Source organism: Thiorhodococcus drewsii AZ1, from assembly GCF_000224065.1.
GTDB lineage: Bacteria > Pseudomonadota > Gammaproteobacteria > Chromatiales > Chromatiaceae > Imhoffiella > Imhoffiella drewsii.
In genome coordinates this window covers 1-15,269 of the sequence record NZ_AFWT01000060.1, presented here as the reverse complement: position 1 = coordinate 15,269, position 15,269 = coordinate 1, and the positions used below count along the sequence as shown (strand labels likewise).

Below are 15,269 nucleotides of genomic sequence, written 5' to 3'. Positions count from 1 at the left end.
TTGGTTACCCAAACGCCGCTCCGGGGCACTACAATGGTGTACGAGCAACTCCATCGGCGGAACTTGAATCCGCAAGTTAATCAGCATGTTACGGCATACGGTCAGGTCTCGAATAGTATCATCTTCCCCGATACGCTATCGTTGAGTGAGTGATGGCTAGACCTCTCCGAATCGAGTTCGCCGGTGCGCTGTACCACATCACCTCGCGTGGTGATCGGCGCGAGCCGATCAACGAAGACGATGATGATCGCGAGGCGTTCTTGCGGGTGCTCGCGGAGGTGGTGGAGCGTTTCAACTGGCTGTGCCACGCCTACTGCCTGATGACAAACCACTATCACCTCATCATCGAGACGGTCGAGGGCAATCTCTCCAAGGGAATGCGCCAGTTGAATGGCGTTTACACGCAAACCTCGAACCGACGTCATGGCCGCGTCGGCCACCTCTTCCAGGGTCGTTTCAAGGGCATTCTGGTCGACAAAGACGCCTATCTGCTGGAGTTGACCCGCTACGTCGTCCTCAATCCGGTGCGCGCAGGGCTTGTCGCGAGTCCGGATGCTTGGCCTTGGAGCAGCTACCGGGCCATGATCGGGATGGTGCCTGCCCCTGCCTGGCTGGCGGTCGACGGACTCTTGAGCCAGTTCGGTGACCGTCCCGAGGAGGCCCGTCTTCAGTATCAACGCTTCGTCAGCGAAGGCGTCGGAAAGCGGGATTTCTGGAGCGGCCTTCGCCAGCAGGTCTATCTGGGGGATTCCACGTTTGTGGAGCGGATGCAGACCAAGGCCCGGATTCGAGGCGACGTGCTCACCATCCCCAAGGTGCAACGTCGCGCCCCGGCGCCCGCGTTGGCTGTGATCGCCGCGCAGCATGCGGATCGCAACGCGGCCATCCGCGCGGCCTATGCGACCGAAGCTTACAGCTATCGAGAGATCGCGCAGCACTTTGGGGTTCATCTGGCGACCGTCGGACGCGTCGTGCGGAAGGGATTGTAATGATGCGAGAACTGACCCTGGTCTCCCTCGCCGATCGACGCACTGGCATGGATCGGCTTAGAAGAAGGGGCGTGCGTCAATCCAAATCCGGCGTATACCCCGAGACGACGTAGATAGCGCGCTCGGCCACGTTGGTCGCGCGGTCCGCGACCCGTTCGTAGTTATGCACGATCCACAACAGATAGGTACCGGTGATTGCAAACGAGGCATCGGAGCGCATTCGGCTCAGCACCTGATCGATGAAGGCGTCTTCCTCCCGGTCGACCTGCTCCTCCATGGTGACGGCCTCGCGAATGGCCGCCTCGTTCTCGTTGGATGTAAAGGCGGAGAGGGTGCCGGCCAGCATACCGATCGCATCGCCTGCGAGCTGCACAATGGCTGCAACGGGCTCAGGTGGAAGCGGGGTCTCTCCGTTCTTCAGAATGATGCTTGCCACATCCGCCGCATAGTCGCCGATACGCTCCAGCTCCGAAACCAGCTCCATGCAGGCGCCGACGGCGCGGAGATCTTCGCCGGCTGGTTTATAGGCGGCGAGCGTCACCAGACAGTCCTGCTCCAGCATGCGACGGTGCCGATTGATAACGGCATCCTCGGCGACGATGCGCTCGGCGAGTTCGAGATCCTGGCGCTTGATGCAATCGACCGATTGGTTCAGGGCCGCAATAACCAGGGCACCCAGCTCCCCTACCGCAGACTGCAAATGCTGGCGCCTCTTCTGCACAAGATTCAGGTTATCGGTCATCACTGCATCCTCGTCGATTATTCTGTCTGACTCGCTCAATGGGCCGCGCGGAGCAAGGCGCAACACGGGGGCGACATCTTAGTCTTCTCTGAAGGCAAACGCATGAATTGCGTCTCCACCGCACCCTGAGACCACGCGAAAACGGCGACCCAGCATAGATGGTGTCTCGGTAGGCCGTCGAACAGAGGGAGGAGTCGAAGGTCGCCGAAAGGCACCTCCTACACAGAAGCGAAATGTGACGAACGCGGCGCGGATGCCCGAGGAGCACGGAGACCGAAACCAAACGAAAAACCGCCCCGAAGGGCGGTCGCGAGAGCATGCTTAATGACGGCAGCCTGAAACCTAACGGAAGCCCCAACGCAACGCCGCGGCACCATGCCCGATGCTCTGGGCCGCTTGGCCGATCGAGTTGAAGCCGTTGGCCACATTGGAGGTGTTGGTACCGAAGACCTCGGTATTCTCGGTCCGGTTCTTGACCCGCACGCGATTATCCATGTAGTCGGCGCGGCTGTTGGTCAGGCGCGCATTGGCGCGGGACTCTCGGTCGATGGCGCCAGCAGTCGCGTAGTTGACATCGGCCTGACTGCGCAGGACTTCGTTACGGGCGCTGCGGTTGTAAACGTCGAAGCTGTCAGCCAAGACAGCCGACGATGCCAGCAAGCCACTCGCGGCGACCAGGATCATTCTTGCCTTCATCGCTCAGTCCTCAAGATGCGTGTTGTAATTAAGGCGTTCGCGGGACGCCAAACGGCCTCACATGCATCCTAGTCAACGCATCAGTCGTCATCAAGTTCACCGCCCCGATCGCGGCGCTCCACCGTCTCGGGGTCGGCGACGATGGGACGGTAGATTTCCACCCGGTTTCCGTCGACGAGCTTGGCGTCGAGCTTGGAGATCTTGCCGAAGATGCCGACCTTGTTCGCCTCAAGGTCGATCTCGGGGAATTGGTTCAGCAGCCCGGAGCGTTCGATGGCCTCGCGGATGGTGCTGCCCTCGGGCACATCCAGCTTCAACCAGGTCTGCTTGAATTTGTCTGCGTAGGCGACGCCAACGAGCATCGGGGTCTACTCCGTATCGAGTCGAAAATGTAGCCGGGGCGTGTCAGCGACGCCCCTGCCGATCATGACGCCAGTGCCTGAGCGCCTGCGTCCTGACGTTTCTTGGCCTCGGCGATGCGGGTATCGATCAGACGCTTTCCGGCCAGGATGAAACCCAGCGCGATGAATCCGCCCGGCGGCAGGATCGCCAGCAGGAATCCGCGATAGTCCGGGATCAGCGTCATCTCCAGGAAGGACATGCCCTGCCCCAGCAGCAGCGAGGCGTTCGCGAACAGGGTGCCGCTGCCGATGATCTCGCGGAATCCGCCGAGGACCACCAGGGTGAAGGTGAAGCCCACGCCCATCATGAGACCGTCGAAGGCCGATGCGCCGACCGGATTGCGCGAGGCGAACGACTCGGCGCGTCCCAGGATGGCGCAGTTGGTGACGATCAGGGGAATGAAGAGACCCAGGATCTTGTGCAGATCGTGAAGCCAGGCGTTCATAGCCAGATCGACCAGGGTCACCAGCACCGCGATCACCAGGATGAAGATGGGGATGCGCACCTCGGGCGTCACCAGATTCCGGATCAGGGCGATCAGCAGACCCGAGGCCACCATGACCGCGGTGGTCGCCAGCCCCATTCCGAGACCGTTGGTCGCGGTTCCCGTGACCGCCAGCAGCGGGCAGAGCGCCAGCAGTTGGGCGAAGACGACATTGTTGCCCCAGAAACCGTCGGCGGCGATCTGGCCCCAGTTGGTCTTCGGCTTGGTATCCGTGTCTGTGCTCATGGCTGGCTCCGAGTCGGTTGATCCGCGTCGGCGGTGCCGATCTCAGCCGGGGCCGTCAGGGCATCGCGATGCTCGGCGAAGAACTGCAGCCCCTCGCGGATGGAGCGGACCACCCCGCGCGGCGTGATGGTGGCCCCGCTGAACTGATCGAAATCGCCGCCGTCCTTCTTGACGCCCCAGCGCTCCAGCGGCGGATCGCCGAGCGATCGTCCATTGAAGCCCAGGATCCAGTCGTCCTTGGCAACCTCGATCTTATCGCCCAACCCAGGCGTCTCGGCATGGGCGAGGACGCGCACGCCGATGATTCGACCCTGGGCGTCGAGCCCCAGGATAGAGTCGATCTCGCCGGCATAGCCGAACCCGACGATGCGGTAGGCGACACCGGTGACATCGAGTCCCTTGAGCGCGCGATAGACCACCACGTCCTGCCCGTCGTCGCCCTTGATGACCAAGGGGTTCGCAAGCAGGTCGTTGTCGTGAATCTCGGGTGGAATGACCTGGGTCAGCGACGCCTTGAGATCCTCGGCATGACGCTGCTCGATGGCCCCTTCGGTCGCGAGATCGCCGATCACCAGGAGCGCGGCGGCCAGGAGTGTGAATCCACCGAGCAATCCGGCCTGATAGCCGACGCTCTGACGATCGAAAGACTTTGCGGCAAAGTTCATGGCTTCACCTCAACGTCGTTGGCGTACTCGATCGGCTGACCGCGACGATCGCGGCCGTAGACACGCGGTTTGACATAGTGGTCGATCAAAGGTGTGCAGGCGTTCATCAGCAGCACCGCGAAGGCCACGCCCTCCGGATAGCCAGCCCAGGTGCGAATGACATAGATCAGCAGACCGCAGCCGGCGGCGAAGATGATCTGACCGCGCCGCGTAACCGGCGAGGTCACCAGATCGGTCGCGATGAAGAAGGCGCCGAGCAGGGTCGCGCCGGACACCAGATGGTAGTAAGGGCCCGCGTAGTGCTCGGGATCGACGAGATGCATGCCGGTCGCCAGGATGGCGATGGTAGCCAGCATGGTCACCGGGATGTGCCAACTGATGATCCGCTTGTAGATGAGGAAGATGCCGCCGCCGAGCAGCAGCAGACCCGAAGTCTCGCCCATGCTGCCGGCCACCGTGCCGATGGCGCCCGAGAATGGACCGAAAACCTCGGGCAGAATCGTCGAGAGACCGTGCCCCTGCCCCAATTCGGTGCGGACGTGCCCGAGCACCGTGGCGCCACTGAAGGCATCAAAGCCCTGACCGCCGAAGGTAATCGCCAGACTCTCAAGCAGCCCTGGGGCATGCGCCGAGAACAGCGGCGTCGGCACCGTGAAGCTGGTCATCTCCAGCGGGAAGGTGATGAGCAGCGCCACCCGCGCCACCATGGCGGGATTGAAGAGATTCTGTCCGATCCCGCCGAACACCTGCTTGGCGACGACGATCGCCAGCAGACTGCCGACGGCCCCGATCCACCAGGGCGCCCAGGGCGGCAGGGTCATGGCGAGCAGCCAGCCGGTCAGGATCGCCGAGCCGTCCATCAGATAGGGTCGCACCGGCTTGCCCGCCACGCCCAGCGAGACGGCCTCGGCCAGAATCGCCGCCAGAATGGTGGCAACGAACAGATAGAGCGCCGGCCAGCCGAACTGGACGATGCCGAATAGGGTCGCCGGCAGCAGGGCCAGCATCACCAGCCCCATGGTGCGGGGGATGCTGACCGGCTCGTGGGCGAATGGACCGGCCTTGGCGGCCGGCGTCTCGATACTCATCTCATGCCTCCGTCTCGGCCGCAGATTGAGCCGGTTGAGCCGCTTGGGTCTCAGCGGCCTTCTTCTCCGCCTCGGCCTTCTTTTTCGCCGCCATCTCGCGCTTGCGCTTCGCCATCGCCTCGCGCTTGGCCTGCTTGATCGCCTCCATGCGCGCCGTGCGCTGCTCGGCGAGACGCTTGGTCTCGGCCTGCTTCTGCTTGGCCCGGCCGCGCGCCGCCATCTCGCCCTTGGCGTAGTTGAAGAACTGGACCAGCGGGATGTGGGCCGGACAGGCGTAGGCGCAGGAGCCGCAGCTGATGCAATCCATCAGCCCCAGACCGACCGCGCCCTCCAGGTCGCCGACCCGGGTATGGGCCGCCATCTCCAGCGGAACCAGACCGCAGGGACAGGCCTGGACGCAGTTCCCGCAGCGGATGCAGGGCATGGGTTCGCGTTCGTTGGTCTCCTCGACCGTGAGCGCCAGGACGCCGTTGCTGCCCTTGACCATGGGAACGCGGGTGCTCGGCAGGGGCTGGCCCATCATGGGTCCGCCGCTGATGAGACGCTCCGGATCGACCCTGAATCCGCCACAGTGGTCCAGCAGATCCTGGACCTTGGTCCCAAGCAGGACACGCAGATTGCGCGGCTGGGCGATGGCGCCGCCGGTGACGGTGACCACGCGCGAGACCAGCGGATAACCGAAGCGTAGCGCCTCATGCACCGCGAAGGCGGTGGCCGGGTTGTGCACCACGACACCGATCTCCGCGGTCAGGGCGCGGGCCGGGGTCTCGCGTCCGGTTAGGGTCTGCACCAGATGCTTCTCCGACCCCATCGGATAGCGGGTCGGCAGACGGGCGATGCGGATATCGGAATGGGCCGAGGCGACAACGGCCATAGCGGCCTGGGCCTCGGGCTTGTTGTTTTCGATTGCGATGATGATCTGTTTCACGCCCAGGGCGTGAGCCATGATGCGGATGCCGTCGATCACCTCGTTCGAGCACTCGCGCATCAGACGGTCGTCGCAGGTCAGATAGGGCTCGCACTCGGCGCCGTTGATGACCAGGGTGTGGACCTGGAAGCGCTTGCGCAGGTTCAGCTTGACCGCCGCCGGGAAGGTCGCCCCGCCCAGGCCCACGATCCCGGCCTTGGCCACGCGTTCGGCCACCGCCTCGGGTTCGAGCGCGAAGGGATCCTCGACGCCCTCGACATGGTCCGCCCAACGATCCTCGCCGTCCGGCTTCAGGGTGATGGTCGGCACCGAAAGACCGGAGGCATGGTGGGCCGGATAGCTGCCCACGCCCATGATGCGTCCGGAGGTCGGCGCATGCACCGGGGCCGAGATCACACCCTGCCCCTGGGCCAGCAGATCGCCTTTGGCAACCATCTGACCGCGTCGCACCGCCGGACTGGCAGGCGCGCCGATGTGCTGCTGCAACGGGATATGCAGCAGGGCCGGCATCGGCAGCGACTCGATCGACTGCCCGGCGGCCAACTGCTTGCGGTCGTCCGGGTGGACACCGCCGCGAATCTTGAAGAGTTTCATGACCGTGCGCCCCCTGTGGTCCGAATAAAAGCCCAGATGCCGCTCATGCCGCCACCGCCGCTGGCTTGGGCCAATGCCAGGTCTGCAGGGTCGGCGTCAATGGACGCATCTCGATGCATTCGGTGGGACAGACGTCGAAGCACAGCTCGCAGCCGATACAGGCATCGGCGAAGACGCTGTGGATCATGTTGTTGGCCCCCATGATGGCGTCCGTCGGACAACGCTTGAAGCACTTGGTACAGCCGATGCAAAGATTTTCGTGAACGTGCGCGATCATCGGCGGCTTGTCCTCGACGCCGGACAGATCGGCGGTCACGCCGAGCAGACTGGCCAGTTCCTCGGCCAGTGCCCGTCCGCCGGGCGGACAGATGGTGACGGGCGCGGCGCCCGAGGCGATGGCTTCGGCGGCCGGTGCGCAGCCGGGATAGCCGCACTGTCCGCACTGTGAGCCGGGCAGGAGGGCCGCTACCTGCTCGGTCGCGGCGCTGGACTCCACCTTGAGATAGCGCGAGGCGATACCGAGGAGCAAACCCAAGGCGAGACCTAGCGTGGTGAGACTGGCGATCGCGGCAAGCATGTCTGACAGATCTCCGGTTGGATGACGTGGAGTTCCATGGTTTCACGGGTCGAGCCGGACACGCCCACGTGGGCGTGTCCGGACAGACACTAGGTCAACCCGGCGAAGCCCATGAAGGCGAGCGAGAGCAATCCCGCCGCAACGAAGGCGATGGGGGCGCCGGCGAAGGCGGCGGGCACCTGGGCGAGTGCAAGCCGCTCGCGCATTCCAGCGAACAGCACCATCACCAGGGTGAAGCCGAGCGCCGACCCGAAACCGTACAGCACGCTTTCGAGGAAGCCATGCCCCTCCTGCACATTCAGGAGGGCGACGCCGAGTACGGCGCAGTTAGTGGTGATGAGCGGCAGATAGATACCCAGCACCTGATAGAGAGAGGGCGAGATCTTGCGCACCGCCATCTCGGTGAACTGCACGACGGCCGCGATCACCAGGATGAAGGACAGGATGCGCAGAAAGCCGATGTCCAGCGGCAGCAGCACGAAGTGCTCCAGCAGCCAGCCGGCGACTGCGGCCAGGGTCAACACAAAGGTGGTCGCAAGCCCCATGCCGAGCGCCGAATCGAGTTTGTTCGACACCCCCATGAAGGGGCAAAGACCGAGAAATTTGACCAGCACCACATTGTTAACCAGTGCGGTGCCGAGGATCAGCATGAGATACTCGCCCATCGGTAACGAAACCTTTCGCGTCGGCCAGGATGATGTTGACACATGCAAACGTAGTGCCATCTTGAACCGACCTCCCGCTGTCGCCATCTGTTTGAGCCTTACAGGCGAACTTCCGGCCAGGTCGGAGCGCCGAAACAGCCACTTGGCGGATGCGTCATCCAGCTGGACGACGCACCCGAGCGCCACTCGCAATACCCGACAAAAACGGCAACTGTCGTGCTGACAACAGAATTCTTGTTGCGGTGTGCCTAGAAATGTTGGAAAACTGACAAGGGATTTCGCTCGGGCCAGCTGCCCGACGCTACCGAAACGGAAGAAATCTGGTCTATTTTGTGCTTGACGTTCGCGTCAAGTCCGCTGAACTTCTCAGGAGAAAGCCGTGCCGGTTCGACAAGCCCCGGAACCCGCCCAGCAAGCCGTGATCAATGCGCTGGGCGAATTTCTCGCCTCGCCTCCGGTCGGAACACCACCGGAAGTGGTGGAGGCGCTGGCCCTGATGGGGGGCGACCCGAGCGATCCCCTGCCACCGCGACTCTTCTTCGAGGCCGTTGAGCAATCGCCCATCGCCATCTCGATCACCGACGCCAAGGCGACCATCCTCTACGCCAACCATGCCTTCGAGACGCTCACCGGCTACAGCCGCGAAGAGGTACGGGGACAGAACGAGGCGATTCTGTCCAACAACGCCACCCCGGACAGCGTCTATCAGCACCTGTGGCGCACCATCCAGCATAAGCAGACCTGGACCGGCACCCTGGTGAACCGCACCAAGCAGGGCGGCGACTACCTGGCCGAGCTGACCATCTCGCCGGTGCTGGACAGCGACGGCGACCTCAAATACTTCCTCGGCATGCATCGCGACGTCACCAAGATGCACGAGCTCGAAGGGGCGTTGCGCCAGCAGAAGACCCGCATCGAGACGGTGCTCGATGCCGCACCGGTGATCGTGGTGCTGCTCGACAGTGAGGGACGGGTCATCCTCGACAACCAGGAATACAAAAAGCTGCTCGACGATCTTCAGGGCAAGGAGCCGGTCGATGTTTTGCGCAAGGCGATCGGCGAACAGCTCGGGCTCGATGCCTTCGCCGCCTGTCTGGACGGACATGGATTCAAGAACGTCGAGGTGAGCATCGACATCCGAGGCAACCAGGGACCGCGCTGGTTCTCCTGCTCCGGAACCCCGGTCGACGAGGCCGACCCAACGGCACGCAGGCTTTTTCGGTCAGCAGGCCCCGAACGACCGCCGACTGTTGCTGCTCGCAAACGACATCACCGGACGCCGACGCGAGATCGAACGCGCCCACCTGGAGCATCTGCGCGCCCGGCTCGCCGAGCAGCAGATGATGCACGGCATGCGCGAGGCGCTCGCCGCCGCCATCTATCAGATCCAGGTGCCGCTCAATGTCATCAACGCCGCCTCGGGCATGCTGCGCAGCGGTGCTGGCAACGTCGACACACTGATCGGCATGCTCGACCAGATCAGCGACTCGGGCGCCAAGGCGCTGGCCACGCTCAACGCCGCCCTGCCCGAGGGGCCGCGCGAATCCGGGGTGCGGGTCAACGTCAACGCCCTGCTGCGCCAAGTTCTGGAGCTGGAGACCGCGCGACTGCTCGCAACCGGCATCGTGGTCGACTGGCGACCGGCAACCGTTCTGCCCGAGCTGAACGGCCACAAAAACCAGCTGCGATCCATGTTCAAGCATCTGATCGACAACGCCATTCTGGCGCTGCGCGAATGCAAAACCCCACAGCCCGAGCTCCGCATCACGACACGCAGTCTGGACAAAGGGGTCGAGGTCGAAATCCAGGACAACGGATCCGGCATCGCCCCGGAAGACCGCTACCGGGTCTTTGAGCCCTTCTATATCGGCTGGCGCAACCGCCAAGGGCGCGCCGGCATGGGGCTCGCCCTGTCGCAAGAAATCGTCAATGCCCATGGCGGATCGATCGAGATCGATCCCGACTGCAGCGGCGGCTGTCTGATCCGCCTGTCTTTGAACGCCGTACTACCGGACGACTGACCTTGCCAGATCGATCAATGAGTCCACATTCTTCCGACGTCGCCACCGCCGAAGAGGCGAGCCGCCTTGCACTTCTCGAATCCCAACTGGCGGCACTATTCGAGGTAAGCAGCGTCCTCAGCCGGTCATTGAACCTGCGCCAGACCTTGCGCGAGGTGCTCAGCGTTCTAAGCGAACGCGGACGCATGCACCACGGGCTGGTATGCCTGCTCGACGAGGATCGCGGGGAGCTGATGATCAGCGCGCTGCACGACAAGGATGCCGAGCCATTCGAGAAGGTTACCTACCAGCCCGGCGAAGGCGTCATCGGACACATCCTCTCGTCGAACGAACCCTGGATCCTACCCCGGATCGGCGACGAGCCGCGCTTCCTCGACCGGCTGAATCTCTACAATTCCGAGCTACCCTTCATCGGGGTCCCGATCCGCGTCGGCGAGGAACACCCGATCGGCGTGCTCGCCGCCCAGCCGCCACCGGGCGACGCACTGCTCGGTCACCAGGCACGCTTCCTGGAGATGGTCGCCAACCTCACGGGGCAGGCGGTTCGGCTCGCGCGCACGGTCGAGGCCGAGCAACAGGCGCTGCGCGAGGAGCGCGACAAGCTGCGCCGCGAGGTCAAGGGCACGCATGGTTTCGACAGCATCATCGGCCGTGCCAGTTCCATGCGACTGGTGTTCGAACAGGTCCGCCAAGTCGCCAAATGGAACACGACGGTACTGATTCGCGGCGAGTCCGGGACCGGCAAGGAGCTGATCGCCAACGCCATCCACTACAACTCGCCGCGTGCGCGTGCGCCCTTCGTCAAGCTCAACTGCGCGGCGCTCCCGGACAACCTGCTCGAATCCGAGCTGTTCGGTCATGAGAAGGGTGCCTTCACCGGAGCCATCAGCCAGCGCAAGGGACGTTTCGAGCAAGCCGATGGCGGCACCCTCTTCCTCGACGAGATCGGCGAAATCACGCCGGCCTTTCAGGCCAAGCTCCTACGGGTTCTGCAGGAGGGCGAGTTCGAGCGTGTCGGCGGCGGACGCACGCACAAGGTAGACGTGCGCGTCATCGCCGCCACCAATCGCGATCTGGAAGCCGAGGTACAGAGCGGAGAGTTCCGCGAGGACCTCTATTACCGGCTGAACGTCATGCCGATCCGCATGCCGGCACTGCGCGAGCGTATGGAGGACATCCCCGATCTGGCCCGCTTCCTGGTGAACAAACTTTCCCGCACCCAGGGACGCGATCTGCAGATCACCGACAGCGCGTTACGCGTCCTGATGCGCTACGACTGGCCAGGCAACGTGCGTGAACTAGAAAACTGCATGGAACGCGCCGCCGTCATGTGCGAAAACGGCCTGATCGACCGCGATGTCATCAACCTAACCGGACTGGATCTGAGCGCGTCCAGCACCGATCTGTCGCCGCCGGCCACCGGCGGCAACGGCGCCCAACCGGTCGACCTCAACGATCCCAACCTGGATGAGCGCGAACGCGTCATCGCCGCACTGGAAGAGGCTGGCTGGGTCCAGGCCAAGGCCGCTCGACTGCTCAACATGACGCCGCGCCAGATCGCCTATCGGATCCAGACGCTCAACATCAAGATGCGTCAGTTCTAACCGACCCGGCGCCGTGGGCGGCAGCCCACGGCGCGCATCGAATCCGCCCCGGATCAAGGCAGAGAGTCAGGACGCGGCGGCCGCATTGACCGAGGTCTCGATCATGACAGGGCTCGCGATCCTCATCGGCTCGATTGTGCTGTTTCTGCTCTCGAAGGTCTGGTCGAGCCGACGACGGAAGAAACGGGCGAACTTCATTCGCTCCTACCCCTTCCCGAACGGCCTGCTCGACCGACTCGCGGCCAGATACCCGTCACTCTCGACGCACGATCGTCACCTGGTCTCGCGTGCGCTACGTCAGTTTTTTCTCGTCTATCTGGCGAGCGGACGCCGATTCGTCTCCATGCCGTCGCGGGTGACGGACGATCTCTGGCACGAATTCATCCTCTATACCCGCCACTACGACGCCTTCTGCCGACGCGCCTTCGGACGTTTCCTGCACCACACCCCGGCCGTGGTCATGGGATCGGACCGACTCGGCAACGCCGGTCTGCGACGCGCCTGGTGGTTCGCCTGCCGTGAGGAACGCCTGGATCCGAAAAAACCGGCCCGACTGCCGCTCCTCTTCGCGCTGGACGCACAGCTCGGGATCGAGGACGGATTCCGCTACGCGCTCGATTGCCATCCGCAGCGGGGAATCGTCGAGGACGAGCCGGTCCATTGCATCGCCGATCTCGCCAGCGGCGGCTTCGACGGCTCAAGCGATGGATGCGGCGGTTCCTGGTTCGGATGCGACGGCGGAGACGGAGGCGACGGCGGGGGATGCGGCGGGGATTGAGCACCTGTCACCCGACGAACAATCCGCTTCAAAGGTTGCACGCTCGGCCCAAGGAAACCAAGATTCGCCCACTCCGGCCACACCAGGCCCCAGCCGTGCCACAGACACGCCACCGAGGGGAGTCAAGACCGAATGCATTGGCGCGCCATCATTCGACTGTTCGGCATCCTGCTGATGCTCTACAGCCTGAGCTTTCTGCCCTCGATCGTCGTCGCGCTCATCTACAGCGACGGCGAATGGCTGGTATTCGGGGTCTCCCTGGTCATCACCGCCAGTATCGGCATCTTCCTCTGGCTGCCCAATATTCAGGAGCAGACCGAGCTCTCGGTGCGCGACGGCTTCCTCATCGTCACCCTGTTCTGGGCGCTGCTCGGCATGGTCGGCGCCCTGCCCTTCATCCTGGGGCTGCACCTGAACGTCACCGACGCGGTGTTCGAGTCCATCTCCGGATTCACCACCACCGGGGCCACCGTCATCGAGGGACTGGATCGGCTACCCCCCTCCGTTCTCTACCATCGCCAGCAGATCCACTGGCTCGGCGGAATGGGCGTCATCGTGCTCGCGGTCGCCATCCTGCCGCTGCTCGGCGTCGGCGGTATGCAGCTCTACCGCGCCGAGACCTCCGGGGTCGCCAAGCACGAAAAACCCACCCCGCGCATCGCCGAGACCGCGCGCGTCCTCTGGGCCATCTATTTCGCCCTCACCGCCGCCTGCGCGCTCGCCTTCTGGCTCGCCGGGATGAATACCTTCGACGCCATCGGCCACGCCTTCGCGACCGTCTCAACCGGCGGCTTCTCCACCCACGACGCCAGCATCGGTTATTTCGACAGCCCGCTCATCGAAGCCATCGCCACCTTCTTCATGCTCGCCGGCGGGATCAACTTCACGATCCATTTTCTCGCCTGGCGCAAACGCGACCCCGGCGCCTATCTGATCGATCCCGAGGTCCGCGCTTTCGGACTCATCTTCCTCGGTGGGTCCCTGTTCGTAGCGGCCAGCCTCTACTGGGCAAGCGCCTATCCCGAAGGCTTGACCTGTCTGCGCTACGCCTCTTTCCAGGTCGCCTCCATCCTCACCAGCACCGGCTTCAGCACCGCCACCTTCGCACTCTGGCCACTGCACGTCCCGCTGGTGCTCGTGATCCTTTCATTCACCGGCGGCTGCGGCGGATCGACGGCCGGCGGAATCAAGGTGCTGCGGGTGATGCTGCTGGTCAAACTGGGCTTCCGCCAGCTCTTCCAGCTCGCCCATCCGCAGGCGCTCGCGGTGGTCAAGGTCGGCAACCGCTCGGTGACCGAGAACATCCTGTTCTCGGTCTGGGGCTTCTCCGTCCTTTACGTGGTGACCTGCGTACTCCTAACCGTCGCCATGATGGCGGCCGGACTCGATCTGGAATCCGCATTCGGCGCGGTGGTCGCCACAGTCAACCTGCTCGGCCCCGGACTCGGCAAGGTCGCCACCAACTTCGCGACGGTCGATCCGGTCGTCAAATGGCTAGGCGTCTTCGGCATGCTCGCCGGACGCCTCGAAATCTTCACACTCTTCATCCTCTTCCTCCCGGACTACTGGCGGAACTGACCCGGCCGGGTCAGTGGGCTGATCCGTGCCAGTCGTGCTGGCATCCCGTTCCGGACACTGCTGCGTTGTCGGTCGGTGTCCGTGATCGGCTGGGCGGCCGACGCCGGCCCGCGTCATCAGTTGCATTTCCTTTCACCGGAACGCTTAACGATCACGGTATTTTATTGCCCCTACACCAAGGCTGGGCTTAAGATCGATATGTGTATAAATACTACGCCAGCTCGACATCTGGAGAAGCCTTGTTGGCAACTTCGTTTCCGTCTAGCACGGAGGGTTATTAGATTCTCTCTGGGTATCGCACATAGACGGGATGAGGCGCTCAGCAGCAGTATTGGCGCAACGTCTTCGGGATGTATCGGAACCGCTCGGATGTACGGGGGTCAACTCGGTAGAGAAGTTAGACAGAATTTGTCTAGCACAGTAATTAGCGATTCGGTCTAATCAACTGTTAGCCAATCAAAAATCTAAAAAGCGTAGCTTCCCATGGATTTAAATGTAAAATTTATGCATCCAACGGATGGACGACTTCTGACGGTCGAACTCGACGATGAAATAACGGCGCAAGAGGCAATTGCGGAACTGATCGCTGCCGACTTTATCCCATCGACGCCAGCTGGATATTCCCTCGCCATCAAGGGCGGCGCACTTCTTGGCCCTGTTGACTCGTTCGCATCGCGCTCAATAGAAAAGAACTCTATTCTTAGGGTGATTCCGAACACAGATGCTGGCGGCGCGCCTCTGAGTACACCGCAACTGAGTCAAAATAATCATTCGGGGGTTCCTGGTCTAGACGGATCGAGCATACCGCGTTTCTCTATAGACGAAGTCAGGCAGTCCCCTGCGGCTACCATCATGCTCGTTAATATGTATGATGACCTTCTTTTGAAACATGAAAAGATGGCAACCGAATTGGACCATGAACGCTCAAAATCGCGTGACCGATTCGTATCCAGTATTCTATTGTTAGTATACCGAGCTAATACCAATTTTTCGGTTTTTACTCGCCGACAATGGCGAAGTTTTCCGTCAGCAACGATCGTAGGTCACCACGATATTGGTTCGGGTGACGAAAGAAATTCTCGCAAGCCGCTTTGAAGTCGGCGAACGACTCAAAATAGCGGTTATAGAGCACTATCTTTTTAAAATACTTCCAGAATCGCTCGATCAGATTGAGGTTTGGCGCATAGGGCGGAAGAAAGAGCAATTGCACGC

General features: G+C 62.7%; 16 protein-coding genes and 1 pseudogene. 7 read left to right on the top strand and 10 right to left on the bottom strand.

Going from position 1 to position 15,269, the window contains the following annotated elements:
• The first annotated feature begins 152 nt into the window (after window positions 1-152).
• The gene (locus THIDRDRAFT_RS21975) at window positions 153-989 is read left to right on the top strand and encodes an REP-associated tyrosine transposase (RefSeq protein WP_007043132.1); all 837 of its coding nucleotides are present in this window, start codon (window positions 153-155) and stop codon (window positions 987-989) included.
• A gap of 76 nt (window positions 990-1,065) precedes the next feature.
• Here the strand turns inward: THIDRDRAFT_RS21975 and phoU are convergent, their stop codons facing one another.
• The 9 genes from phoU to rsxA form a co-directional block, all read right to left on the bottom strand.
• On the bottom strand, window positions 1,066-1,731 hold the full coding sequence (gene phoU, locus THIDRDRAFT_RS21970; RefSeq protein ID WP_007043131.1) for a phosphate signaling complex protein PhoU: 666 nt from the start codon (window positions 1,729-1,731) through the stop codon (window positions 1,066-1,068).
• Window positions 1,732-2,073: 342 nt separating this feature from the next.
• Window positions 2,074-2,427, bottom strand: coding sequence for a hypothetical protein (locus THIDRDRAFT_RS21965; RefSeq protein ID WP_007043130.1), 354 nt, complete (start codon window positions 2,425-2,427; stop codon window positions 2,074-2,076).
• Between the two features lie 80 nt (window positions 2,428-2,507).
• On the bottom strand, window positions 2,508-2,789 hold the full coding sequence (locus tag THIDRDRAFT_RS21960) for an RnfH family protein (RefSeq protein WP_007043129.1): 282 nt from the start codon (window positions 2,787-2,789) through the stop codon (window positions 2,508-2,510).
• A 62-nt stretch (window positions 2,790-2,851) separates the two neighbouring features.
• Window positions 2,852-3,559: an electron transport complex subunit E gene (locus THIDRDRAFT_RS21955; protein ID WP_007043128.1), complete on the bottom strand. Its 708-nt coding sequence runs from the start codon at window positions 3,557-3,559 to the stop codon at window positions 2,852-2,854.
• Complete coding sequence (locus THIDRDRAFT_RS21950) at window positions 3,556-4,224, bottom strand: RnfABCDGE type electron transport complex subunit G (protein WP_007043127.1); 669 nt, start codon at window positions 4,222-4,224, stop codon at window positions 3,556-3,558. The genes THIDRDRAFT_RS21955 and THIDRDRAFT_RS21950 overlap by 4 nt, the downstream gene beginning before the upstream one ends.
• Entirely contained in the window at window positions 4,221-5,312 is a 1,092-nt protein-coding gene (locus THIDRDRAFT_RS21945) for an RnfABCDGE type electron transport complex subunit D (RefSeq protein ID WP_007043126.1), read from the bottom strand. Before THIDRDRAFT_RS21945 ends, THIDRDRAFT_RS21950 begins: the two co-directional genes overlap by 4 nt.
• Before the next feature lies 1 nt (window position 5,313).
• Window positions 5,314-6,834 (bottom strand): electron transport complex subunit RsxC, encoded by a 1,521-nt coding sequence (rsxC, locus tag THIDRDRAFT_RS21940; RefSeq protein ID WP_007043125.1) that lies wholly within the window; start codon window positions 6,832-6,834, stop codon window positions 5,314-5,316.
• A 43-nt stretch (window positions 6,835-6,877) separates the two neighbouring features.
• Window positions 6,878-7,411, bottom strand: a complete 534-nt coding sequence (gene rsxB, locus THIDRDRAFT_RS21935) for an electron transport complex subunit RsxB (protein ID WP_007043124.1) — start codon at window positions 7,409-7,411, stop codon at window positions 6,878-6,880.
• An 89-nt stretch (window positions 7,412-7,500) separates the two neighbouring features.
• Complete coding sequence (rsxA, locus tag THIDRDRAFT_RS21930) at window positions 7,501-8,076, bottom strand: electron transport complex subunit RsxA (RefSeq protein ID WP_040845798.1); 576 nt, start codon at window positions 8,074-8,076, stop codon at window positions 7,501-7,503.
• A 496-nt stretch (window positions 8,077-8,572) separates the two neighbouring features.
• Here rsxA and nifL (THIDRDRAFT_RS27240) point away from each other — a divergent pair.
• From nifL (THIDRDRAFT_RS27240) to THIDRDRAFT_RS26450, 6 genes and pseudogenes are all read left to right on the top strand, one after another.
• A pseudogene (gene nifL / locus THIDRDRAFT_RS27240) lies at window positions 8,573-9,244 on the top strand (nitrogen fixation negative regulator NifL); the annotation flags it as partial.
• Window positions 9,245-9,326: 82 nt separating this feature from the next.
• Complete coding sequence (nifL, locus tag THIDRDRAFT_RS27235; RefSeq protein WP_007043121.1) at window positions 9,327-10,097, top strand: nitrogen fixation negative regulator NifL; 771 nt, start codon at window positions 9,327-9,329, stop codon at window positions 10,095-10,097.
• Between the two features lie 17 nt (window positions 10,098-10,114).
• Window positions 10,115-11,701 (top strand): nif-specific transcriptional activator NifA, encoded by a 1,587-nt coding sequence (nifA, locus tag THIDRDRAFT_RS21920; RefSeq protein ID WP_007043120.1) that lies wholly within the window; start codon window positions 10,115-10,117, stop codon window positions 11,699-11,701.
• A 103-nt stretch (window positions 11,702-11,804) separates the two neighbouring features.
• A complete protein-coding gene (locus THIDRDRAFT_RS21915; RefSeq protein ID WP_007043119.1) occupies window positions 11,805-12,479 on the top strand; it encodes a glycine-rich domain-containing protein in 675 nt (224 codons plus the stop codon).
• Between the two features lie 132 nt (window positions 12,480-12,611).
• Window positions 12,612-14,057 carry a TrkH family potassium uptake protein gene (locus THIDRDRAFT_RS21910; protein WP_007043118.1) on the top strand — a complete coding sequence of 482 codons (1,446 nt, stop codon included), beginning with the start codon at window positions 12,612-12,614 and terminating at the stop codon, window positions 14,055-14,057.
• A 483-nt stretch (window positions 14,058-14,540) separates the two neighbouring features.
• Complete coding sequence (locus THIDRDRAFT_RS26450; protein ID WP_007043117.1) at window positions 14,541-15,152, top strand: hypothetical protein; 612 nt, start codon at window positions 14,541-14,543, stop codon at window positions 15,150-15,152.
• Here THIDRDRAFT_RS26450 and THIDRDRAFT_RS21905 read toward each other — a convergent pair.
• Window positions 15,055-15,267: a transposase gene (locus THIDRDRAFT_RS21905; protein WP_007043116.1), complete on the bottom strand. Its 213-nt coding sequence runs from the start codon at window positions 15,265-15,267 to the stop codon at window positions 15,055-15,057. The genes THIDRDRAFT_RS26450 and THIDRDRAFT_RS21905 overlap by 98 nt on opposite strands.
• Window positions 15,268-15,269 lie beyond the last annotated feature (2 nt).